The 22,424-nt window shown below is 47.3% G+C and carries 15 protein-coding genes; 2 read left to right on the top strand and 13 right to left on the bottom strand.

The annotated features are described in order from the left end of the window. Window positions 1-8: 8 nt before the first annotated feature. The 4 genes from ACYVE4_RS01930 to ACYVE4_RS01915 form a co-directional block, all read right to left on the bottom strand. A complete protein-coding gene (locus ACYVE4_RS01930; RefSeq protein WP_460995190.1) occupies window positions 9-3,332 on the bottom strand; it encodes a TonB-dependent receptor in 3,324 nt (1,107 codons plus the stop codon). Between the two features lie 202 nt (window positions 3,333-3,534). Beyond that, window positions 3,535-4,566: a FecR family protein gene (locus ACYVE4_RS01925; RefSeq protein WP_460995188.1), complete on the bottom strand. Its 1,032-nt coding sequence runs from the start codon at window positions 4,564-4,566 to the stop codon at window positions 3,535-3,537. A 325-nt stretch (window positions 4,567-4,891) separates the two neighbouring features. Continuing rightward, window positions 4,892-5,455: an RNA polymerase sigma-70 factor gene (locus ACYVE4_RS01920; RefSeq protein WP_460995186.1), complete on the bottom strand. Its 564-nt coding sequence runs from the start codon at window positions 5,453-5,455 to the stop codon at window positions 4,892-4,894. 399 nt (window positions 5,456-5,854) lie between these two features. Beyond that, a complete protein-coding gene (locus ACYVE4_RS01915; protein ID WP_460995184.1) occupies window positions 5,855-6,412 on the bottom strand; it encodes a hypothetical protein in 558 nt (185 codons plus the stop codon). A gap of 208 nt (window positions 6,413-6,620) precedes the next feature. On the opposite strand from ACYVE4_RS01915, the gene ACYVE4_RS01910 reads away from it, so the two are divergent. Beyond that, on the top strand, window positions 6,621-7,475 hold the full coding sequence (locus tag ACYVE4_RS01910) for a DUF2911 domain-containing protein (protein ID WP_460995182.1): 855 nt from the start codon (window positions 6,621-6,623) through the stop codon (window positions 7,473-7,475). A 161-nt stretch (window positions 7,476-7,636) separates the two neighbouring features. Here ACYVE4_RS01910 and ACYVE4_RS01905 read toward each other — a convergent pair whose 3' ends face one another. Next, window positions 7,637-8,719 carry a hypothetical protein gene (locus ACYVE4_RS01905; protein ID WP_460995180.1) on the bottom strand — a complete coding sequence of 361 codons (1,083 nt, stop codon included), beginning with the start codon at window positions 8,717-8,719 and terminating at the stop codon, window positions 7,637-7,639. A 204-nt stretch (window positions 8,720-8,923) separates the two neighbouring features. On the opposite strand from ACYVE4_RS01905, the gene ACYVE4_RS01900 reads away from it, so the two are divergent. Further along, the gene (locus tag ACYVE4_RS01900; RefSeq protein ID WP_460995178.1) at window positions 8,924-9,871 is read left to right on the top strand and encodes an OmpA family protein; all 948 of its coding nucleotides are present in this window, start codon (window positions 8,924-8,926) and stop codon (window positions 9,869-9,871) included. A 2-nt stretch (window positions 9,872-9,873) separates the two neighbouring features. Here ACYVE4_RS01900 and ACYVE4_RS01895 read toward each other — a convergent pair whose 3' ends face one another. The 8 genes from ACYVE4_RS01895 to ACYVE4_RS01860 all read right to left on the bottom strand — a co-directional run bounded on the left by ACYVE4_RS01895 (window position 9,874) and on the right by ACYVE4_RS01860 (window position 22,220). Then, window positions 9,874-10,731: a DMT family transporter gene (locus ACYVE4_RS01895; protein WP_460995176.1), complete on the bottom strand. Its 858-nt coding sequence runs from the start codon at window positions 10,729-10,731 to the stop codon at window positions 9,874-9,876. 150 nt (window positions 10,732-10,881) lie between these two features. Continuing rightward, window positions 10,882-12,966 (bottom strand): NAD(+) synthase, encoded by a 2,085-nt coding sequence (gene nadE, locus ACYVE4_RS01890; RefSeq protein ID WP_460995174.1) that lies wholly within the window; start codon window positions 12,964-12,966, stop codon window positions 10,882-10,884. Window positions 12,967-13,338: 372 nt separating this feature from the next. Continuing rightward, the gene (locus ACYVE4_RS01885; RefSeq protein ID WP_460995172.1) at window positions 13,339-14,619 is read right to left on the bottom strand and encodes a DUF5690 family protein; all 1,281 of its coding nucleotides are present in this window, start codon (window positions 14,617-14,619) and stop codon (window positions 13,339-13,341) included. A 90-nt stretch (window positions 14,620-14,709) separates the two neighbouring features. Then, window positions 14,710-15,252 (bottom strand): HD domain-containing protein, encoded by a 543-nt coding sequence (locus tag ACYVE4_RS01880; protein ID WP_460995170.1) that lies wholly within the window; start codon window positions 15,250-15,252, stop codon window positions 14,710-14,712. 3 nt (window positions 15,253-15,255) lie between these two features. Beyond that, window positions 15,256-16,176, bottom strand: coding sequence for a metallophosphoesterase family protein (locus ACYVE4_RS01875; protein ID WP_460995168.1), 921 nt, complete (start codon window positions 16,174-16,176; stop codon window positions 15,256-15,258). Window positions 16,177-16,257: 81 nt separating this feature from the next. Then, complete coding sequence (locus ACYVE4_RS01870; RefSeq protein WP_460995166.1) at window positions 16,258-17,340, bottom strand: alkaline phosphatase family protein; 1,083 nt, start codon at window positions 17,338-17,340, stop codon at window positions 16,258-16,260. Between the two features lie 68 nt (window positions 17,341-17,408). Then, the gene (locus ACYVE4_RS01865) at window positions 17,409-18,980 is read right to left on the bottom strand and encodes a SusD/RagB family nutrient-binding outer membrane lipoprotein (RefSeq protein ID WP_460995164.1); all 1,572 of its coding nucleotides are present in this window, start codon (window positions 18,978-18,980) and stop codon (window positions 17,409-17,411) included. Window positions 18,981-19,004: 24 nt separating this feature from the next. After that, on the bottom strand, window positions 19,005-22,220 hold the full coding sequence (locus ACYVE4_RS01860) for a SusC/RagA family TonB-linked outer membrane protein (protein WP_460995298.1): 3,216 nt from the start codon (window positions 22,218-22,220) through the stop codon (window positions 19,005-19,007). Window positions 22,221-22,424 lie beyond the last annotated feature (204 nt).

Here is a 22,424-nt window from a genome sequence, read left to right as displayed (position 1 = left end):
GTTAGGGATTATAGACTGACGTTTAGGCCAAATACATAGAGCTTGGTCATCGGGAAGTTTTCGGAACCACCGCGCTCCGGATCGTAGTTCAACTTGGTGAAGGTGAACAGGTTCTTACCCGTTACATACAGCCGAACGCTCCGAACTACTTTCGATTTCAGGAACGTGGCGGGTACATTGTAGCCCAGCGTAATATTCCGAATCCGGGCATAGGTACCATCAACATACCCAAGCGTTGAGAGGTATTTCAAGCCACCATTTTTGTTTGGACGAGGATACGCATTCGTCGGATTTTCGGGCGTCCAGTAATCGAGTCCGGCAGTGCTGTTACCCACGCCCTGCTGATCGAAACGAGCTGACCGATCGGAGTTAATCATCTGACCGACACGAGCATACAGGAATACGTTCAGGTCGAAGCCTTTGAACTTGATGGTATTATCAAAACCGCCACTCCATTTCGGACGGGGATTACCCAGAATGATCCGATCGTTTACGGCATCAATTTTACCGTCGCCATTCTGGTCTTTTACTTTGATTTCGCCAGGCAATTGCGTGGGGGAGAGTCGCGCTGCCTGATCCGCTTCTGAGGTTTGCCAGATACCTAGCTTTTCGTAATCGTAAAAGACGTTGATGGGATTACCGATAAACCAGCCGTTGCCGATGTCATTACCGCCGGTTACCAGTTCGGTAATTTCTTCCTTGTTTTTGGTGAAAGTCAGATTGCTGCTCCAACTGAAATTGTTCGTGCGGATGTTGGTGCTTCCCAGCGTAACCTCAAAGCCTCGGTTCCGGGTTTTGCCGATGTTCTGTTTTACGGTCGTTACACCCGTTGTTGGTGGCAAGCCACGGTCCAGAAGTAGGTCTTCTGTTCGGGTGTCGTAATAGTCAATCGATGTGTTGATCCGACCGTTGAACAGGCCGAAATCAATACCGAGGTTTTTGGTGTACGACAATTCCCAGCCCAATTCCGCATTGCCTACATTTCGGGAAAACGTGTAGGCTGGTGCGGCTACTTCGTCGTACCCAAAGGCAATTCGGGTTAGTGTGGTTTGTGTGGCATATGGGCCTGATGGGTCGTTTCCAGCCACACCATAACTTGCCCGCAATTTCAGGTCGCTAAGCCCCTTCACACCCTGCATGAATTTTTCTTCGATGATCCGCCACGCAAAAGCTGCTGATGGAAAGAACGTCCATTTGTTGCCCGTTGCCAGTTTTGACGAACCATCTTCACGGGCAGTCAAGGTCAGCAGATACCGATCCCGAAACGAATAATTCAATCGACCGGCGAACGATACCAGGTCGTTTTTTGAATAGGCTGAGTTGATCTTGATTTCTTCCGTGGCGCTTCCAAGCGAATAAAATAATTGCGATGGCAGCAACTGATTCACCCCCGAAGCCGACACATTATCCGATGAGTTGCCGATGTAACTGGCGATTCCCGTAAACGTAAACGCGTGTTGCCCTACCGTCCGCTGATAGGTCAGCACGTTTTCCCAGTTGATGCTCCGGCTGTTGCTGGCATCGTACGTAGCCAACGATTTACCTGTTAAGGACCGATCAATCGATTTAGGCGATGAATAGGCACCATTCCGAATCGAAGCCAGGTTAACGCCTATCGTACTTCGAACCGTCAAGCCTTTTAGGGGCGTCAATTCGACATAACCATTGGTCAGAATACGCGTAGTCAATATCGAGTTGTTGAACACATTCGGCTGCTCGTCAGATAACGGGTTCGCCGTTTGACCATCGAGCATGATATAATTGAAATTGCCGTTGGCATCGTAGAGTGAACCCAGTGGACTGATTTTGTTGGCCTGGTTCAGTGGGTCACGGCGTACGCTTTGATTGTAATACGTAAGCTGGCTCGATAACCCGATTTTCATCCAATCGTTAATCGTATAATCGACATTCAGGCGACCCGTATAGCGTTTGATTTCATCCAGTTTCAGGATGCCTTTTTCATTGTAATAATCGACTGACACATACGACTTCAGACGATCCGTGCCCGACCGAAATCCCACCTGATAATCCTGTTGCAAACCATTGTGAATCAACGCATCCTGATAATCCGTCCAGGTGCCGTTCTGTAATGCGTTGTATTCGGCTACGTTGGTAAAAATAGCTGCATCGTCGGCTGGGCTTTTCCAGACACCAGCCGCCCGCCAGGCTTCGCGCTTGAAATCCCGAAACGCATTGATGTCCATTGCTTTCGGATACATGGTCACCTGAGAAATACCCGAATACGCATTGAACGAAATATCAGGCTTACCCAATTTCCCTTTTTTCGTCGTAATCAGAATAACGCCGTTAGCACCGCGTGATCCGTAAATAGCAATCGACGACGCATCTTTCAACACATCCATCGTTTCGATATCGTTTGCATTGATATCTTCGAGATTACTATACTGGATTCCATCGACAATGATCAGCGGAGCGTTGTTGCCCCCAATGGAACGGTTTCCGCGAATCCGAATGCTGACACCTGCACCTGCCTGACCGCTGTTGCGGGTAATATCGGCCCCGGCAATTTTACCTTGGGCAGCTTCCAGAACGTTAGCCGTTGGCACTTCCTTCAATTGCTCACTTTTGAGTTGAACAACCGAACCCGTCAAATCTTTTTTGCGAACGGCCCCGTAGCCAATCACCACCACTTCATCGAGCGAACTGACATCAGGTACCATCGAGACATTAATGGTCGTTTGATTACCTACCTCAACATCCTTGCTTTGGTAGCCGACAAAGGAGAATGTCAACGTGGCCCCATTTCCATCGGGAATGTTAATTCGGTATTTACCAGTGGCATCCGTTGTCGCTCCCCGGTTCGATCCTTTCACTACAACACTTACGCCCGGTAGTGGCGCATTCTTTTCATCCGAAACGGTACCGGCAATTCCGCGATCTGCTGATTCGGTCGTTAGATTCAGCAATTGGGAATGAGCATCTTCTTCAGTATCCAGTACAATTTGCCCGCCCACGAGTCGGTAAGTGAGTTTTAGCGGTTTTAGGAGTTCGTGCAAGGCTTCCGTCAACGGTCTGTCTTTCAGGGAAAGCGTGATCGGCTGATTGGCATTGACAGTTTTGGAACTGTATACAAACCGAGCGGATGTTTGTTGCTCGATCTGTGTAAGCACCGTTCGAAGTCGCTGACCGTCTACTTTCAGCGTAACGGGGCGATTCATCAACTCCTGCGCATGACCATCAAACGCAAGCGAAAGGCTTGTGCAGGCAATCATCAGGAAGAGTTGAATAAGCGATAAATTCATGATCCGTATAATTGGGTGAGCACGGAGGCTCATGGAACCGCCTGTTAGTACAGGTTCTCTTTTTTTCATACCTTGGGTTTGTTAAATGGGAATTTGACAACTAATCCCTGTTAACGGAGCACGATTCGCAGTCAAGTCCGTTTGGGGAGTACATCGGCGCTGGTACATGTTAGCCGCATGACCAGCGTCTTTTTTTTGAGAAGCTTGGGGTCAGGAAATTGTCAGTTCATAGGCTTGTTAGGTTAAGGTAAATACAGTGTTAGGAAGCCAGTTAGCTACACCCTTTGCCACTGATCAGGATGGTGGTTCCCTGGATTTTATAGCTTGATTTCAGGGCCGCGCAGATAATATCCAACTGCGTATATAAAGTCTGATTGCTCAGATCGGCCGTTAGCGGGCAGTTGTTCTGTTGTTCGTTTTCAACTTCGATGGCAATACCATAAGCTTGCTCCAACTGCGCCAACACATCTGATAAGGGGGCATCATCAAACTGAAAAGAGACTGGTTTGGTCTCAACTTCAGATTTCTGGATTATGACAGGTTTATCGACCAACCCAGTGACAAAATGCTGTTGTTCGTTAAAAAATGTAGCCGCCTGATTGGGCCTGAGTACGACGCCATTTGCTCTCTTTTGTTTGGGTGACGTTTCTTCATACACCGCAACCCGACCCGTTACCACTTCAACCCGTACTTGTTCTGATGGACCCTGGCTTCGGACAAAGAAACTCGTGCCAAGCACCTTCGTTACGATACGTCCAGCATGTACATAAAAAGGCCGGGAAGGCATTTTCTGAATGTCGAAAAAGGCATCGCCTGTCAGGTAAACCGTTCGATTGGATGCGGCAAATTTTTTCGGAAATCGCAACGAACTTTTGGCTGCTAATTGAACAGTACTGCCGTCTTCCAGATGGATCGGTACTGCTTTTGATGTTGTATTGGTCTGCTCAATCAAATTCCCGTCAACCTGTGTAGTCAGTAAACCGGGAGAAGAAACGACAGCACCGGGACGCTTTATGAAAAACCATGCGCCAACCAGTAAGACAGCAGCGGCAATACTTAGCCAGCGATAGCGAGTAGTCAGTGGAACAACGCGGGCCTCTTCCATCGGCTCAGGCCGATCCATTTTTTGCTGCATTTGATTCCACATTCTGGCTTCCAGTTCAGTCCAGTCGAGTTCTTGTCCGGGATCGATGGTGTCGTTTTCCAGCAAGCCATACCAGTGTTCTACGAACGCTTTTTCCTCCGGTGTACATTCGTTCCGCAGGTATTTTTGTAACAGTTGTCCGAACGATTTTCGGCTCATGAGCTATCCTGATAGTGTTCTATGAGATAAGTCAGGAAACTTGTTTGTAAACCGCAATCAATCCTGTTAATTCATTGAAAAATGATGCGAATGTGGCTGAGTAGTATAATAATTCTTGGTATAATTATACGGTGCTCGTTTTAGCTATTATTGTAGAAAAAACTGTGTATACGCTCGGGAAATAGCATTAGTAAAAATCTTTGTCATTCTGAACGTAGAGGAGAATCTCAGGCTTTCCAGGCTCAACAATGAGGATAAGTTAAGATTCTTCCTATTGTCGGAATGACAAAAAGACGGCAGGCCTTAACAAAATAGCTGTGATCAGTTAGCTTACAGACCAGAAAGAAAGAAGTACGTAAACGAAAGAGGGGAGAAAGTCACGGAGGTAGATGCGTAAGGATTTGATGGCCTGACTGAGGTGATATTCGACCGTTCGTTCAGGCATTTTTAAGCGTGCCGAAATCTCTTTGACGGAATGGTGTTCCAGACGGTTCAATCGGAAAATTTGGCGGGTTTTGTCGGGGAAATCGTTCAGTTGTTGTTCAACGGCATTCATCAGATCGGCCAAATGCAGTTGCTCATCCGTTGTATAGACGATTTCTGAAAACGAGTCGATGGCATATTCAGCATATTTTTCATGCACCATCGCCGATTTGATGTGGTTGATTGCAGCATACCGAACGGCAGTTATCAGATAAGCGTCTAACTGCTCGATTCGTAACGTATTGCGACGCTCCCAGAGTTTTAGAAAGATATCCTGAACAATCTCTTCGACGGTTTCAGCAGACTCAATTTTTCGCCGGGCGATGCAATAAAGCTTTTTCCAATAGCGCTGGTAAATCACCCGAAAAGCTTCCTCATCGCCTGTTCGCAAATAGAGTAGCAACATCTCGTCCGGTAATGATCTGTAATTCACAAGCGTAGTAAAATTGAGTCTATTGATAATCCTGGCCGACGTTAAAAGAGCACCTTAGTAGGTAATTATATAATCGCTGTTTTTGTATTTTTAAAAGAATGTTGACTAAATCAAACGGTCTTTCGAATAGCATACAGGCTTGGAAATTGATCGTGTAATTTAATTTTTGCAAGTAATTACTTAACTTTTTTTATGCAATCGTTCCCGGTAACGTTATCAATAGATGGAACGTACCATGAACGTTCAACTTCACCCATAGGAATTTACTAATAGGTTAGTTGAACGTTATATCCAGAAGTATACCTTATTTAGGCTGAATGTACAGTGAAGATATATCGTTCTAATCCTCTGATAACTGTGTCGGGTAGCCCGTTACTTTCTGTTGAATAGATAAGTAAGGCCAAGCTGAGGCTGACCAATATATTCGCCCCAAAAGCCGGAGCCAGATTGGAATATCCATTGGAAATGATAGTTCAGTTCTGCCCGAAGGAAACGAGTTACCCCAACACTCACGCCGGGACTAATCTGGGCAGATTGTATACCTATACTTGAGAACGTAAACGCATCATCCCAGGAAGATCGTCGGCCTATCTGGTAGGATACGTCAACGAAAGGAGATATCCGGGTAGACGTAAACTGATACCGCGCATAAGGCCCCAACGTGATATCGTGGAAAGCGCCCCAACTTGTTCCCTCTCTACCCCAGGTACCACTTATGCCTACAGCCAGCTGGTTAGCCAGATAATAACCGGCATGCAATTGCAGCGTATTCCGGATACCAATGAGATTGCCACCTTGACGCCAATCGCGCACGCCAATCTGCCAGCTTTTCTTCTTAAAGCTCGATAGAGACGATGGTTGATCTACTGTTTGGGAAAATGATTGGTTAATTAAAAGAGTAAAAACAACGGGAAGTAGGAGAGGTTTCATAAGGCTGAATAGTTATTTCTGCGATAACGGATAAGTCTATAAATCAGTATGCTATCTACCGTTTACACCATAATTTTGTCTTGTTCCTATCATAGATTCTGCCAATTGTAGGATACTTTTCGTGATCGATAGTCTATAGACTTTAGGCATAATCTGTACCTTTGGTCTTGAAAAAACATATCACGATTACTTTCATCATTTCACCATCATGAAGAGTTTGTATCTCTCAAGAATTGCCGTAGCTAGTCTATTTACGCTGAGTTCACTTTCCATTGCTCAGGCTCAACTCAAAGTGCCAGCCGCCAGCCCGGCCCAAACCACCAAACAAAGTTTCGCCTTAGGGGAGATTACACTTGAATACTCCAGACCAGCGATAAAAGGACGGACTATTTTCGGCGATTTAGTCCCTTATGATAAAGTATGGCGTACGGGCGCTAACGCAACCTCAAAAATCACGTTTTCGTCGGATGTGAAACTGGAAGGTAAAGACGTGAAAGCCGGGACCTATGGCCTGTTTACAATTCCAGGCAAAACCAGCTGGGAAGTAATGCTCTCCAAGGACCTGAATCTGGGTGCTAATGTGGGTGATTACAAAAAAGAAAACGAAGTGGTACGTGTTCAGGTGAAACCAACTTCGTTGCCTAACAAAGTTGAAACCTTTACCATTAATATCGCTGATATTCTGCCGACCTCAGCCGTTTTAGAAATTATGTGGGATAAAACCCGCGTTCCGGTTGCCATTACCGCCGATATCGATCAAACGATTGTAAAAAATATTGAGGCTTCGATGGCTTCCGATAAGCCCGCTTATTTTGAGGCTGCCAGCTATTACTACGAGACAAATCGCGATTTGAAACAAGCGCTTAGTTGGGTGACTAAAGCTACTGAGCAAAATCCCAAAGCATTCTGGATAATGCTATTAAAAGCTCGTATTGAATTGAAATTAAAAGAAAAAGCCAACGCAATTGCCAGCGCCGAGAAAACGGTTGCCTTAGCGACCGAAGCCAAAAATGCCGATTACGTAAAAATGGCAAACGACCTGATTGCATCTGCTAAAAAATAATCACTGTCCTTTACACCCGAAACGGCCGATTCCAAAAGGGTTGGCCGTTTTTGTTTATATAAAAAAATCCGATCAGCAAGTTGGCTAATCGGATTTCACACTATTAAAATTAGGCAACCAGTTCAAAATGCCTAACTACTTTCCACAATCAAATTATCTATTTAGGCAGCCATCCGCAGGTAAGAGTCCTGATCGGAGGCTGGCGAAATTAACATGGGTGCAATGATGGTGTTCATTCGGTCGCGCACAAAACTTTCCTGCAAATAGGAAGGTAATTTGGCAACCAATTGTCGATAAGCCTGTATCCCAATGGCTTTGGCAATGTAGGCCTCGTGTACCGAATTCACATGCGATACAATATTCACTAAACTCTGGTGAAATAACTTCACATCAATTTCCGAATCCACAAACCGTTCGATTTCCCGGTTCGTTGACGAAATTCGTAAACGACTCAGCATATCGAAATACGTCGTATAGCCAATCTGCTTAGCCAATTGCTTGTATTGCTCCACACTAAATTTCTGCAAAATCTCTCCTGTTTTCGGGCTACGTAAGGCTGTTTTTGGGTTGTTCTGGATAGCATTTCGCAGCGCTTTTACCCGTTGATCACGAGTTGTTTTCAGGAACTGCGCCAATTCTGCCTGAACTGATCCTTCGCGCGAAGGCAACAGCAAATCAGACTTAGCGGCTACACTAAATCGCTTGGCCATCGGCAGCCGTTGAATCCGATAATTATTGATCGGCCCAAGCGCGTAATAGCCAATCGAAGCGGGATAATAGCCACGGACAACCATGTTACCAATTCGCTTACGAATCAGCTCTTCATTGCTCACATTAATACCCTGAACAGCCAGGAAAGCTCTGGCGCTAAATAAAGCGCTGTAATAGGCTTGCGGAAACGTCCAATGTAATGAGCTTTGCAGGTATTGCTCATCGTTGACGACGGGCGTAATTCGAAGCGCATATTCAGCACTCCAACTGTTCAGTAAGAGTTTTTCTAAAGCCTTTCGAGTCCCGTCTGTAACTTGCCCATAGAATTGCTGAAAAATGGGAAATTTAGCGACATCGAAAAGGTCATTCTGGTGATGGATATGGTAATCCATTGCGAAGAAATGGTTCAGAAATACCTGCGCCGGAATTGATTTCCGCCAGCTATCGTCGAGCGGCAAATTGCCCGTCGAGGCCGGTGCAAGGGGTGCCTGAGCGTTCGGAGAATGCATCGTTGCGTTAGTTTTCTGTGTCATACTTTACTAACGAAAATCAGCACTTTCACGTTCATTTTTTGGTGATTATTTTAGCTATGTAATATACTGAAAATCAGAATTTTATCTCTAAAAAATGGGCTTAAAAAACTGGCCTGAAATTCGGCAGTTGCTGGAGCCATCAATAGCTTGATTTTAGCGCGTTTGACGTACTTTTGCACTACGTTTCAACGTTGCCTTTATAACATGAAGTGGATAAAGCTTATAGTTACTATCAAGTACCAGTTTCTGTGCAATCTGATCGCAATAACGGTTTGGGCACAACCCGCACAGCGAGTAGCTCCAACTACCAGTAGCACAGCGGTTGTTAGAGGAATTGTACAGGATGGACAGACTAAGACTCCTATTGCTGGTGCCATTGTGCTGGTGAAAAATCAGACTGGAGCTATTCGAGCGCAGCAAACGACGAATGCCCAAGGTGCTTATCAGCTTATTCTTGACCCGAAACTGTCTTATATTTTTACGGCTAAAGCAGAAGGTTATGCTAGTCTGGATGAGCAATTAGCCTTTACTAATCCGGCCGTAACTGAGCTTACCAGAACGATACCAACGTTTCTCTATCGTTCTGGAACAAAACCTGTTAACCAAACAACCGTAACAGCCTCAACAACACCAGCAAGTCAGCAAGCTCGGACGGCCAATGCTAATGCGCCAGTTGAGCTTCCTGAAATCACGGCTCGGGGAACGCCTACTCCTCTGTCGTCGACTGCGAACGGTTCTCGCGTAACGCCCCCTAAAACGTTGGACGCGAAAGTGATGTACACACCACCGCCCCTGGTCGTGGCACCCGGTAAAACGACGCAATTAAAGGCACTTCAATTTGTGCAGAGTAAAGCCGAACTCCTGCCCGAAGCGCAACCTGCTTTGGATCAGCTTTTGGCCTACATGAATGAGCATCCAACGACTGAAATCGAACTGGCTGGTCATACAGATAATCAGGGCGATTTCGATGAAAACGTAAAGCTGTCTAAACAGCGAGTTGATCTCGTAAAAGACTATCTGGTAAAAAACGGTATTGCCGCCAACCGAATCACGACCCGTGGTTTCGGCCCGACGCGTCCCATCGCCAACAATCGAAATGAGAACACCCGTCAGCTGAATCGACGCGTCGAAATGACGGTGATAAAGCAGTGACCTTATGCTTTTCTCCCTAGCCAAAGCCCGCCCAAAACGGCTGCGGTACCAACAAGTGTGTAGAGTGTAATGGGCTCATCCATAAGTAAGTAAGAATAGACAAAGCCAAAAATCGGGGAAAGAAACAGCCACAACGACGCCCGAACGGGGTCTTGCTTAACGAGGAAAAACCATAACTGCAACGCAACAACGGATACAGGTATAATTAGCCAAAAAAGCGACGTCCAGAAACGTGTGTCGTAGTGAGCTGTGCTGAAATCGGCAAAGAGCAAGGTAAACGGTAATAACTGAATCCCGCCTAGCAGCACTTGCCATCCATTGATAACCAGGTTGGGAAGTCGCCAGTCGAAGCGGGCGTAGTAGACGGTTGCGGCCGATACGGATATTGACCCTACAGCTAAAATAAGTAACCCTTCAATGGTTGCGTAACTGTTTTGCAACAGCGGATAGGTTGCAATGGCTACTCCCGAAAGCCCTAGCAGTAATCCTCCAATTTCATTCCAGCGCGGTTTTCTTCGTAGCCACAATGCCGATATCAGCGTAATAATCAACGGATTCGTTGCGGTGGATAAACTACCAATTCCGGCCGATACCTGTTTCATAGCCAACACAAATGCAGCCAAATAAATCGTCGTGTTCAGCAACGAAAAAATCAGTAATCGTCCCCATTCGGTGCGAGTCGGGCAGGCATTTTGCGCACGCTGTATTGTATACGCAAACAAAAGCATCCCACTACCAGCAATAAAAAACCGAACATTGGCTAAGATAAGTGGATGTACCGACTGTACACCAAACTTTGTTGTTACCGAAGCCGACGCCCAAAGAGCTGCGAATAAAATACCGGGGATAATTGATTTCATTAGTTCTTATTCCACCTGATAACTTACCTTAAATAGGTGAAAACAGTTCGCTAGCCGTACACAAAATCCTTAGAAAATAGCGTAAGTAGAATAAAAAAGGAGACAGATTGATTAATCCGTCTCCAAGAAAAGAAGTCCTTCTGATTCATCCTAAAACCCAATTTTTCCTTTTCGGGTATTGGGTTTTTGTTCGGCGGCCCAGTCGCGCATTTCGGCGAGTTCTTTGTCGAAACCACCTGATAGAATCGGGAAACGACACCACGAACGAGGATCGAGGTTGTGATCGTCCAGGTGGAAGCTAGGCGCGTAACGTTCTCGTTTCCATTGGTTTCGGCTCCATAATTTGAAGAACCGTTCGACCCACAACTGCAATTTTTCACGAGTATGAACACCGGCATACCGTACCTCTACGAGTCGCAATACATCGACGGGCGCTTGCTTGTCGCGGATGGCGGCTTCTTCGATGGAGTTCAATACGTCGTAGGGCATCAGGTCGTCTTCGTCGGTTTGTTTTTTGTCCAATGGGCGAAGTTCTGCGGTGGGTTGCAGGTTGTTGACTGCACTTAACCCTTTTACTTTTATCAGTTGGTCTGAAGAAGTAGAGTCTGATACAGAACCGGTTCGGTCGGCGGGTGTCCATTCGTTTTTCACGTTCAGACCAACCGTTTCGAGCCAGCGTAGCCAGCCGCGTAGAAAATGCTTATCGATGCCGGTAATTGGCGAAATACTGCCCGCCGTGTCGCCATCCATCGTAGCGTATCCTACGGCTGCTTCCGAACGATTCGATGTGGTGAGTAATAGGGCGTTATTGATATTCGCCAGCATCCAGATACTTGGAGCCCGAACACGTGCCTGAATATTCTGTAAGGCCAGGTCATCGGTATTCCAGGAGAGTTTCCGGCCAAGTTGTTCTTCAATCAGTCCACGGTACGTTTCGACCAAACCATTGATGTTAATACTCAGGAACGTAGCTCCAATATCATCGGCCAAGGTTTTAGCGGAGTTGAATGTGTCGTCCGACGAATTTTCGGTCCCTTGGTACATGACTGTCAAGAGTTTACCGACCATTTCTTCAGAAGTTTTACAAGTCTGAATATCCTTAATGTAGCTCAGTTTTTTCTTCACTCCATCCAGGCCAATATTCTCGATTGCCATACGGATCATCAGAAAGACCAGAGCAGCAATGGCCGATGAGTCAGCGCCACCGCTCAATGACAATACATATCCTTGTGAGCGGCTTTTACGTAAGTAATCAAATAGACCTAACGCGACAGCTCGGGCAAATTCTTCTTCTTTTAGATAACCACCGCGTTCCCAGGCTTCGAGCTCGGCTTTCTGAATAACGGGCGCAATATCAGGCCAGTCGAATGTAGTCGTTACACGCAGATTTGGGTAAGCCAGCGCTAGATTGGCCCGGCTTTGGGTTTGATTCAGGCGAGTGGCATCCACATCAACAACGGCGGATACGATCAGGAAATCTTCGTAACTCAGCCGAGGACCCGACACGAGTAATTCTCCATTAGACGCGACCATCGCATCTCCATCGAAAATAATGCGTCCTGACTCATTTCCAAGCATATTGGCGTATACGTAACTAACACCAAATGCTCGTGACGCATCGACCACAAACCGTTCGCGAACCTGCGATTTGAGGAAAGCAAAGTGGCTGGCGGTCGGGTTCAGAATAATGTCGATACCCCGCTCATACAGCATCCGACCGGGGCGATTGGATACCCAGGCATCTTCGCAAATTTCGAAACCGATTCGTACGCCCGACAGGTCGAAAACAACATCACCAAACGGATATGTAAAATCACCAATTTTGATTTCATCACGGATATACGGCAACCAGGGTTGAAACCATCGTGTTTCGTAATGGACGCCGTTGTTGGCCAGATTTTGCTTCACCGCAAATCCCAGAATCCGCTTATTGGCTATCAGGCAGGCCGTGTCGTAGGTACGATTATTATGTTTCAGCGGAAGCCCAACTGCCACCGCAATATCATTCGTATGTTCGACAATCTCCAGCAACGAAGCAATCGACTGATCGACTGTATTCTGCGCGAAAAAAGCATCTTCGCAACCATAGCCTGAAATGCACAACTCGGTCAGACACAGCAGACTAACGTTCTGTCGCTGCGCTTCTTCGATGGCGTTGATAATGTTTTGTTTATTCTGTTCCCAGGCAAGCGGGGTTTGATTCAGGACACCAGCGGCAATTTTCAGGAGTTTCATTTTTTAATGAGCTATTGAGTAATTGAGTGAATAGGGGATCGCCTATCACTTCACCCTGCATGAACTATACTTCTGCAAGGATAACAAAGTTGCGGGGAAAATGGATTGTTAGGAAGTAGAGAATACGCTGGATTGTATGAATCGTGTCTGAGAAAATTATAGCCTCCTTCTCCCGTGTGTGTCCTCACAGACACCCTTCGGGATGGTAGACGTTGCTGACGCATAGGTGTCTGTGTCTTCACAGACACGGGGAGATTTCGCTAAAATGTATCTTGAAAAGTGCCAATCCTTATTTAGAACGTTTAGCCAGGATGACTAAAAATAAAGAAACCGCTTATTCTCTTAGATTGGCCATCGCCTGAGCGAATTGTCTCAGAAGACCGATTGCGGAGTTGGCGACTTGGCAGTAAATCGTCCCTTGAAATACAAGTAGGAAGCCGCAACGAGTACAGCGTAGAGAATGGCTAACGTGTAGGCACCGTAGATGAAAAACTCCCGGTAGCTAATGTTTCCATAGCCGAAGTTTTTATATAACAGAACCGCTACGCTTCCAAGATATCCATACCAATCCGCTAACGTTACAATGAAGCCTACAGTACTGACGTATCGAAACGAGGCAATTAAGCGCTCAAAATAAAGGCCATTGCAGGGTACGTAGGCCATGTATAAGCCTAGGCCTGTCAGCAAAAACCAGTTACCAGCGGAAAGAGCACCGATTGTATACGTGTATGTGCTAACGCCTACCAATGTGCCACCCAATAACATGAGTATGTTGAGAAAGGTAAAGGCTCGGAAATTGTCGGTTACGCGCTGCAATAACGCCATGACGATCAGGATGCCGACAGCAACCATCGTTTCGGTTTTGGCGAAAATGCCGGGATTCTCAACACCCGCGTCTTTCAAAATTTCGGGACCGAAATTGTCGCGGAAATCCCGGAAGGCAGAGAGGAGGACGTAGGATAAAATCAACAAAATCAGGCCCGGACGGAAGTTTTGAACGAAGGCTCTACGTTCGTCGGCATCCATTGGTTTGCGGGCTGTACGAAGATCGCGATCTTCCTCGGTAGGAGGGGGGAGCAAGGTCAGGCCGTAAATAGATAAAAGCATGGGGAGCACGAACAAACTGCCCGTTACGAACGGTAGCCAGAACTCAGAAATGTCCCACGCACTTTTGATCGTCAATGCAACGGTTTTGACGAAACCCGACGCGAAAATAAAGGAAGCGGTTAAGCCTGCGACCAGTGCATCGGTTTGTTTACGACCTTCCAGGAAACCTAACATAGTCCCGTAAATCAGACCGAGGGGTAGGCCATTCAGGAATAAAAAGACAATATTCCAGGGAGCCGGTACGACCGCAAACGCGAGCAAAGCCGTCAACGCGATGGCGACAAAGATGAGAATATTGCGCGCCCGTTTGCCCGGCGACATTTCGGAAACGACCTTTACGCCAATGCCTTTGGAAACGGCATAACCAAACACCTGCGCCGTGACGAGCCAGATTTTATAGCTAATACCGGCAAAATACATGCCCTCAAAGGTTACCGCCGTGATACCCCGGCGAAAGGCGTACATGCAGGCATAGGTGCAAAACGCAACGACGGCACCATAAATAACAAAAAGGGTAGGGTTACGGAGAAAAGCGGGTGAACGCATAGTTTGTTGAATAGGCTGCCGAAGCGGATCATTGACAGAAGCCTGACAAAATAGCAAATAATGACCAATACGCCAACCGGCCTTTCTCGACTAATACCCCGCGCATCGCCGACAGATCGCCATATAATGCTCCACATCGGGTGTGGGTAGGGCTGGAATTTTGGCCTGTTCGTCCCAGGTACGGAGCAGCAAAATGCCTTTGAAATAGGGGTTGGTTTCAAAGGCTACAGCTTCGCTGGCTTTCATTGGGCCGCCCTGAAATTCCAGCGTTTTCAGGCTGGCTTCCGATAATTGAGCAAAGTATCTCGGATTCTTGAAAACCAGGTAGCGTTTCGCATTGACGTGGTTTTCAATTAATTGAGCTGTCTTTTCAGAGAAACCCATTTCGCGCAGATAATCCGCGCCGAGTCGCTCATGATCGATGGTGCCGTAGCCATCCATGTAGCCGCCTGCCAGTTCGGGCGGTAGTAGGTGTCCAATGTCGTGCAGGAAAGCAGCAGCTATGGTTTCTTCGTCGGCCTCGGCTTGTTCGGCCAGATAGGCGCATTGCAAGGCGTGTTCGAGTTGGGTGACGGGTTCCCCGAAATAAGCGTCCTGCCCACTTTGGGCGAAGAGACGAACAATGGTTTCCATGAATTATGAATACTGTAAATAAGTTCGTTCGAGTGTACCGTCGTCGTATAGATCGATGAGGGCGTAGCCGGCTTTGGTTTGCTGATACGTATCACTTTTCCACCAGTTACCACTTACAGCGCCATTGCAGAGGTACGTCACGCCATTGTAATCGACCCGGTCGAGTAGGTGCATGTGGCCGCTTAGGGCCGCTTTTACATTCGGATATTGGTAGAATAATTTCAGCAATTCAGGTGTATTCGATAGCACCAGTCCTCCCGAAATTGTCCAGTTGCCGTTCTTTACATTTTGCTCACTGAAAAATCCGGTTGGACTAAAAATCGGGATATGCGATAGAATCAATATGGGTGTTTTTGGGTTGGTTTTCGCTAGGTCACCTTTCAGCCAATCGAGTTGTTCTTGGTCGATGAACCCTGTGTACCAGTTGGATTCCGGGGTCATCTGCACGCTATCCAGAATGATAAAATGCCAGCCGTTTCGGTCAAAGCTTCGATAGCGATTGCCGATTTTCATCAGATCGACCGCCCATTTTTTGCCATACATCGGATCGCTTTTTGCCTGGTCATAACCCCAGACATCATGATTCCCGATGCAGTATTCAATTGGCAGCGAGTTATTAGCCTTGGTAACCGTATGCCAGGCATCCCATTGTTTTTGAACCTCTGCCCGATCTGCTTTCAAGGCATCCATAATCACATCGCCCCCGTGGAGAATAAACGCGGGTTTGTCGGACTGATTCTGCGCGTGATGAAAGCATTTGGCTACGCTTTCCATCGGTTTCGCTTCGGGCGTAAGGTGCGTATCGCCCAGGTAAGCGAAACGAACGCTACGTTTACGAGCATTTTTTTCGGGCGAAGAAACAGGGCTCAGTTCTGGGACAAAAGGCAGCAAGCCAGCCGCTTTCAGTATGGTTCGACGATTCATTGCGTAGAGTCAGGTTAATAGGGGAGGGGATTCGGTTTTTGTAGGAAAAATACGGTAATCCGTAGGAACGCCCAATTATGATTATGGTTTTTTACCGATTACTGTATCAATCGGTTGCCCAACGGGATGATCAGCTTTAAACTCGAATCCCATTAGTCGGGCCATGGTAGCGGCAAACTGATTTTGGAACAAGACAGGCCCTTCCTTTTGCTCGCCTGATGCCGCAATGCCTGGTCCCATAGTCGCCATCCAGATTTGATACGAGTCAGCGACTTTAGTGCCGTGATCTTTCCAACGCGCTTTTGGTGTATGCCCTCGGCCGTGGTCGGTTGTGATAAGAATCGCCGTTTTGCCAGTGTATTGCGGCATTTGCTGAATCAGTTTCCACAAATCAGCCAGATAGCTATCAATGGACTGCACCATACGCAGGTGATCATGGTATCGTCCGGCATGCGCCAGATCGTCGGTTTCATCGAACGACAGAAACAGCACACGCGGCTGCTTTTGTTTGACGTATTGACGGGCTGAAAAATATGTCAGAAAATCAGCCCGAACACCGTCGCCAAATTCTCTTGGATACAATGTTGTCAAGTCCGTTAGTAGCGAATCAGTGGCCGTGTGTGGTTGCGTTGGTTCGTTGGCCGAACTCGCGTAAATGCCCGTTTTCTTCTCGTTGACAGCGGCTTCGATCACATCCCAGGATGAAAATGCGGCCACTTTTCCCTTCAGGCCCGGCTGTTGATTCAGAAATTCAAACACCGTAACGTTCGGATTATCAATCTTATCGTTCGACTTGATCCGTTCGTCGGCATAGCCACTCAGAATTTCGTTATAACCCGGATAGCTGAACCAGTGCGGATTCGACACATTGATCTTACTGCCTACTTGGCGATTGCCGTATAATTGTCCTTGTTGCACAATGGTATTCCACAGAAACGGCGTTAGTCGTTTCCGGCGTTCGGCAACTGTGGTCGCCCAAAACTGTTTTCTGGCGCTGGCTGTATCGCGGCTAAATGCCGGATCGAATAGGAGGGTAGAGTCGGCACCGTTGAAGATTTCCTGCCAGCGTACGCCATCAAGCGTGACCAGAATCAGGTTCTGTGCTGGCTGGGCAAGTGCTGAATAGCTTATCAAAAGACAAAAAAGCAAACAAACTAATCGCATAGGCAAATGCTCGAAAAAAGACCTATAAGGTTTCAAAAACCTTATAGGTCTGGGATAAATCTAGACAATTATTTCAATATCCACATCGCGGCATTAATGTCGTCGTTCCCACCAAACTGGCTCGTTACGGCTGCACTGTTATTCGCTTGATTGTACGAACGTTCCGTAGCTGGATATTGCCAGCGTAAGGGGATGCGCTGACTGTTCCCCGTACCAGGTCCAACCTGAAAGGTAGGTACGCCAGTCCGGCGCTGATTGTAGAATGCTTCCAGACCCGATTGCTGGAAAAACGCCAGGTATTTCTGATTCAGAATCTGCGCCAGACCAGTTGCGTTATTACCCGCATATTTTACGGCTGTCTGAGCGTAATAGTCAGCGTAGTTCACGTTTACGGTGTACGTATTAAAAACTTTATACCCACCATCGGCTGAGAAATAGACCGTATTGGTGCCATCTGTCAAACCATAAAAAGCCCACGATGCTTTAATGCCGTTTTGGTAGTAGGTCTCTGCATTGCCGGTGCTCCACCCGCGATTAATGCCTTCGGCAATCGTAAACTGCAATTCGGGATAGCCAATAATGATGTAAGGCTCTGCCGTGTACGTGCTGTAATAGCGTTTTCGATTCTGAAATGAATAAAGCCCCTGATTCGCATTTGATGACATAATCGCCAAGTCTTCGCCCGACGAAGCACCGACAAAGGCGGCAAAATCCGTGGGTTTAACGCCAGCGTTCACTTTGGCCGTAGCAGGTTCAGCCACCACAAACGTCCGGGGATCTTTCAACGATGTAAGTAGGCCCAGATAGGTAGCCGCCATGTTCTCGCGTGTGGCATTTTGCCCGAAGTTGTCAGGATTCCGGTTGTACTTATTGTACTGGCTATTATAGATGTATTGCAAATTGTCGTCCATCGACGCCATGACCGGATACTTGGTTGGGTTGTTGAGTACATCCGCAAAACGCGCTTTCACATTCAGATCGGCATCCGACTCTTTTTTAGATAAACTTACCAGTACACGAAGTTTATACGTATTGACCACTTTCTGCCATTTGGCGAGACTATTGCCCAGGTAAATGTCGCCCGAAAGATTATTGTCATTCTTGGCGATCAGCGCAGTTAGGTCTGTATTAGCGTCGTCGAGCCATTTCAGAATCTGTACGTACACATCCTTTTGGGTATTGTATTTTGGTGTCTGATTATCCAGTCCCAGCAAAGCATCGGTCATCGGAACATCGCCCAACCGTTTGGTCATCTGTTCGAAGTAATACGCCCGGAAGAATTTACCCAATGCCGAATACGCGTTCACGTCGGGCAAACCTGCTTTTTTAGCTTCCTGCTCCATTTTAACGACATTCTTCAACGTCGTGTAATACAACCCGGTTGAGGTCCAGGTGTATTCGTTGGTTGCGTAGTAGTTGTAGTTACTGGCATAGAACTGGTTGTACCGCTGGGAATCATTCCAGGCTCCACCGCCAGCAATATTGTACATATCGTTTACGACGCCATTGAAAACCAGCGAAGCAGGGGCGCTGGTTGGGCGGTTAGGATCTTGCTCAAGCTGATCGAACGGTTTCTCGCATCCGCTCAGTGTCAGACTTAGGCCAAGAAAAGAAAGTGCTATATAGTTGATGACTTTCATGATAATTATAGCGAAGATCGTTTTTTAAAATACCAGATTGAGGTTGATACCGTAGCGTCGGGTAGTTGGGGTTTGCAGACCAGAAATCCCACCGGTCAGGTATTGATCGAGATCGATGTCTTTGTATTTGGCGAAATACAGCAGGTTACGACCCACGAGCGATACGCTGGCTTGCTTCACACCCAATCGTCGCAAGGCGGTCTGTGGGAATGTATAGCCAATGATGACCTCGCGCAGTTTGGCGTAACTGCGGCTCATCAGAAACGCTTCCGTCTGGCCGTAGACACGGGCAATGTAATCCTGCTCAAACGTTTTCGTCGTGTTTGGCGCGTATTTCAATTCGCCGTAATTCAGGATATTTCCGTTTACGTCGTAGTTGATGGTTCCACTGGTTAGGACAACCCCGTCGCCAACGTAGGATTTAATATTCTGCACATCGTTTTTACGCGCTTCGCCAAAAGCGCCCTGAACGGTTTCGATGTTACGTCCGCCCTGGAACGTTTTCTGACGAACGTAATCGCCAATAACACCACCCACTCTGCCATCGAACTGGAAGCTGAAATTGATATTCTTGTAGCTGAATCGGTTGTTAATTCCCCAGACGAATTTTGGGTTTACGTAGCCCAGAAACTGCGATACTGGATTCACGATTGGACGTCCACCGGCATCGTTGATGAGTTGACCATCGGGCGTACGAATAAAGGCGCCCGAGTAAAATCCGTCGGTCCGGTCGCCGATGTTAATAAAGCGTGAACTGCTACTGCTACCCACGAAATAACTCGATGCCAGCGTATTAATGCCTCCTTCCGGATACACCTCTTTCAGCCGCTCCGTAAATGTCGAGTAGTTCGCTACGATATCCCAGTTAAGGCCTTTTTTAGTCCGAATCGCCTGACCCGTTAGCGAGATTTCTCCCCCTTTTTTCTGGGTCATAATCCCGTTTACCAATCGACCTGTGTAGCCAGTGGCTTCGGAAGAAGGCAGGGTGAAAATACGAGGGCCATCATTGCTCACGTAGTACGCACCATCCAACGCGATCCGGTTATTCAGGAAGCGAATATCAAGCCCTACTTCGGTCTGCGAGGTCGAGTTTGGTTTCAGATTCGGATTGTTGAGCGTGTTGGTATAATAGGCCGCCGGCTTGTTGTTGTACAGCAACGGAAGGTTATACACCGCTGAGTTCTGATAGGTCGGCCCGCCGTAGGATGAGTTATAATCAACCCCATATCCCAGCGGGAACGTTGCGCCCGGTGTCATACCAATCGTCGATTGTGTCAGGCCATCTTTTACGTTCGCGTAGGAAGCCCGTAGTTTCAGGAACGAAATACCCAGATTGGTTGGCAGATTGATGTAATCCGACAAAACCGTGCTCAGGGCTACCGACGGATAGAAATACGCATTGTTCCCTTTGGGCAGCGTAGAGAGTTTATCCATTCGGCCAGTAGTGGTCAGGGTTAGATAATCCCGGAACGTGAAATCCGCTGAGTAATAAGCGGATAGCACCCGCATATCAGCCTGGAAATTATTGGCTATAACCGTGTTTGAGGAGTTGGCAAAATTGTACACGCCCGGCACGTTCAGGTAATTGGTGCTGGCGAAGTCGGAATTGTAATTGAAAATACGGGCTTCACCACCGACCAACGCATTGATTCCCAAATCAGGTGTCACTTTTTTGTTGTACTGGAGCAGAACCTGATTGATGTTGTCGAACAGATTCCGGCGATCCTCGCGGTAATCACCCCGCGCTTCCTCCCGACCATAGGTTGTTGCCGAGTAGGGGAGTTTTTCCGTCCGTAGTAAACCGTATGTTGTCAACTGGGTTTTGCCGGTTAATTGTAAACCATCTGCCAATTGATAGCGTAACGATGTATAGCCGTACACGTTGTTGTTGTAATGGCCTCGTAACCAGTATTTAGCCAAAAACCAGGGGTTGTTGTACCGTTGGTATTCAGCATAAATCTGCTGCGTACCTTCTTTGCCAGGCTGCCAGATTTGCTTCATATCGTCGATATTCCAGTCGGCACCGCCCCAGGCAATAATATTATAAATCAGCGAGTTAGGGCCGTAGTTTACGTCAGGGAAATTCGGTGTAAACTGCCGGTTGAAATTCAGGCTCGATTCAAAGCGCAGTTTTGGCGAGAAATTATAGCCACCCGTAATGTTGAAGTTTACCACATTTAGTTTGGTATTCGGCACCAAACCGCGTTGGTTGTTGTAGGAAAGCGAAAAACGCATATCGTATTTCTCGCCCGTTGCCGCCACTGCTACGTTGTTATTCGAGAGAATACCCGTTTGAATAAATCGGCGAAGGTTATCTTTTCCGCGAGGGGTAAACGGCGTCGGCTGACGGTCGCTGGTGAACGTAGCACCGTTCGGGAATTTGGTGGTAAACGTCTGGCCAGGCATTACTGGACTGTCGTATTGCGGAATAAGCTGACCGTTTAAAGCTGGTCCCCAGATGTCGTAATCGCCGTCGTTCAGGCCATTTCCTTTTCCATCGCCAAACGCGTAAACGCCGTGGTCGCCGGGGCCGTATTCATCCTGTACTTTCGGAATCGCCAGAAAGCCCTGATCGAACATCTGACTCGTGTTGACTTCGACTGAAAAACCGCGCTTGTCTTTCGTACCGCGTTTCGTAGTGATCAGAATCGCTCCGTTTTTACCCCGGAATCCATACAGCGCAGAAGCCGATGCACCTTTTAATACGGTGTAGGTCTCGATGTCGTCAGAACTGATGTTCCACGTATCCGACGTAATCGGAATACCGTCGACAACAAACAGAACGTCCGAATTTCCCCGCAGTGAAATATTAGGTCGACCCAATAACTCGGAGGATGCACCAATCGTCAGACCCGCTACTTTTCCCGTCAGCGAGTTGATTGGGTTCGGTTCGCGGGCTTTCAGCAATTGCGACCCATCGACCGATTGAATGGCAACCCCCGTCTGGCGAATGTCTTTCTTAATACCTAGCGCCGTAACAACGACCTCGCTTAAGGTCGATGCCCCTTCGGCCAGCTTTACATCGATGGTCGTGCGATTCCCAATCGCGATTTCCTGACTCTGATAGCCAATAAATGAAAACGTTAACGTCGCATTCGCTGGATTATTAACATTGATGGTATAGGTTCCATCGGCGCGGGTGGTCGTACCGGATGTCGTTCCTTTTACTAGGATCGATACGCCCGGAAGCGGTTGATTATCATCACTCGACGTAACCAAACCCGTGATGGTTTGGGCCATTGCCGAAAGGGTCGGCAGCAGATAAAGCAACGCAATCAGGACGGCAACCGGCTGGAAGCGCGCGCAAAAGGCGAAAGTCCTGAGTGATTGTTGCTTAGAAAATGAGGAAGGTAAATGAAGCGTCATAGATTTACAGGTTGATCTACTTAAGTAGTTTCCTGCAAAAGTACTTTTTCAGTATTACCTCAATATATTCTGATTGTC

Source organism: Spirosoma harenae (assembly GCF_054776975.1).
The sequence above is the reverse complement of the archived record's forward strand: the minus strand, read 5'-3'. Positions and strand labels throughout refer to the sequence as shown.

Bases quoted from the DNA above. Each gene is read 5' to 3' on its own strand.
- ACYVE4_RS01930 (WP_460995190.1), bottom strand. From the start codon at position 3,332: ATGAAAAAAAGAGAACCTGTACTAACAGGCGGTTCCATGAGCCTCCGT.
- ACYVE4_RS01925 (WP_460995188.1), bottom strand. From the start codon at position 4,566: ATGAGCCGAAAATCGTTCGGACAACTGTTACAAAAATACCTGCGGAAC.
- ACYVE4_RS01920 (WP_460995186.1), bottom strand. From the start codon at position 5,455: ATGTTGCTACTCTATTTGCGAACAGGCGATGAGGAAGCTTTTCGGGTG.
- ACYVE4_RS01915 (WP_460995184.1), bottom strand. From the start codon at position 6,412: ATGAAACCTCTCCTACTTCCCGTTGTTTTTACTCTTTTAATTAACCAA.
- ACYVE4_RS01910 (WP_460995182.1), top strand. From the start codon at position 6,621: ATGAAGAGTTTGTATCTCTCAAGAATTGCCGTAGCTAGTCTATTTACG.
- ACYVE4_RS01905 (WP_460995180.1), bottom strand. From the start codon at position 8,719: ATGACACAGAAAACTAACGCAACGATGCATTCTCCGAACGCTCAGGCA.
- ACYVE4_RS01900 (WP_460995178.1), top strand. From the start codon at position 8,924: ATGAAGTGGATAAAGCTTATAGTTACTATCAAGTACCAGTTTCTGTGC.
- ACYVE4_RS01895 (WP_460995176.1), bottom strand. From the start codon at position 10,731: ATGAAATCAATTATCCCCGGTATTTTATTCGCAGCTCTTTGGGCGTCG.
- nadE (WP_460995174.1), bottom strand. From the start codon at position 12,966: ATGAAACTCCTGAAAATTGCCGCTGGTGTCCTGAATCAAACCCCGCTT.
- ACYVE4_RS01885 (WP_460995172.1), bottom strand. From the start codon at position 14,619: ATGCGTTCACCCGCTTTTCTCCGTAACCCTACCCTTTTTGTTATTTAT.
- ACYVE4_RS01880 (WP_460995170.1), bottom strand. From the start codon at position 15,252: ATGGAAACCATTGTTCGTCTCTTCGCCCAAAGTGGGCAGGACGCTTAT.
- ACYVE4_RS01875 (WP_460995168.1), bottom strand. From the start codon at position 16,176: ATGAATCGTCGAACCATACTGAAAGCGGCTGGCTTGCTGCCTTTTGTC.
- ACYVE4_RS01870 (WP_460995166.1), bottom strand. From the start codon at position 17,340: ATGCGATTAGTTTGTTTGCTTTTTTGTCTTTTGATAAGCTATTCAGCA.
- ACYVE4_RS01865 (WP_460995164.1), bottom strand. From the start codon at position 18,980: ATGAAAGTCATCAACTATATAGCACTTTCTTTTCTTGGCCTAAGTCTG.
- ACYVE4_RS01860 (WP_460995298.1), bottom strand. From the start codon at position 22,220: ATGGCCCAAACCATCACGGGTTTGGTTACGTCGAGTGATGATAATCAA.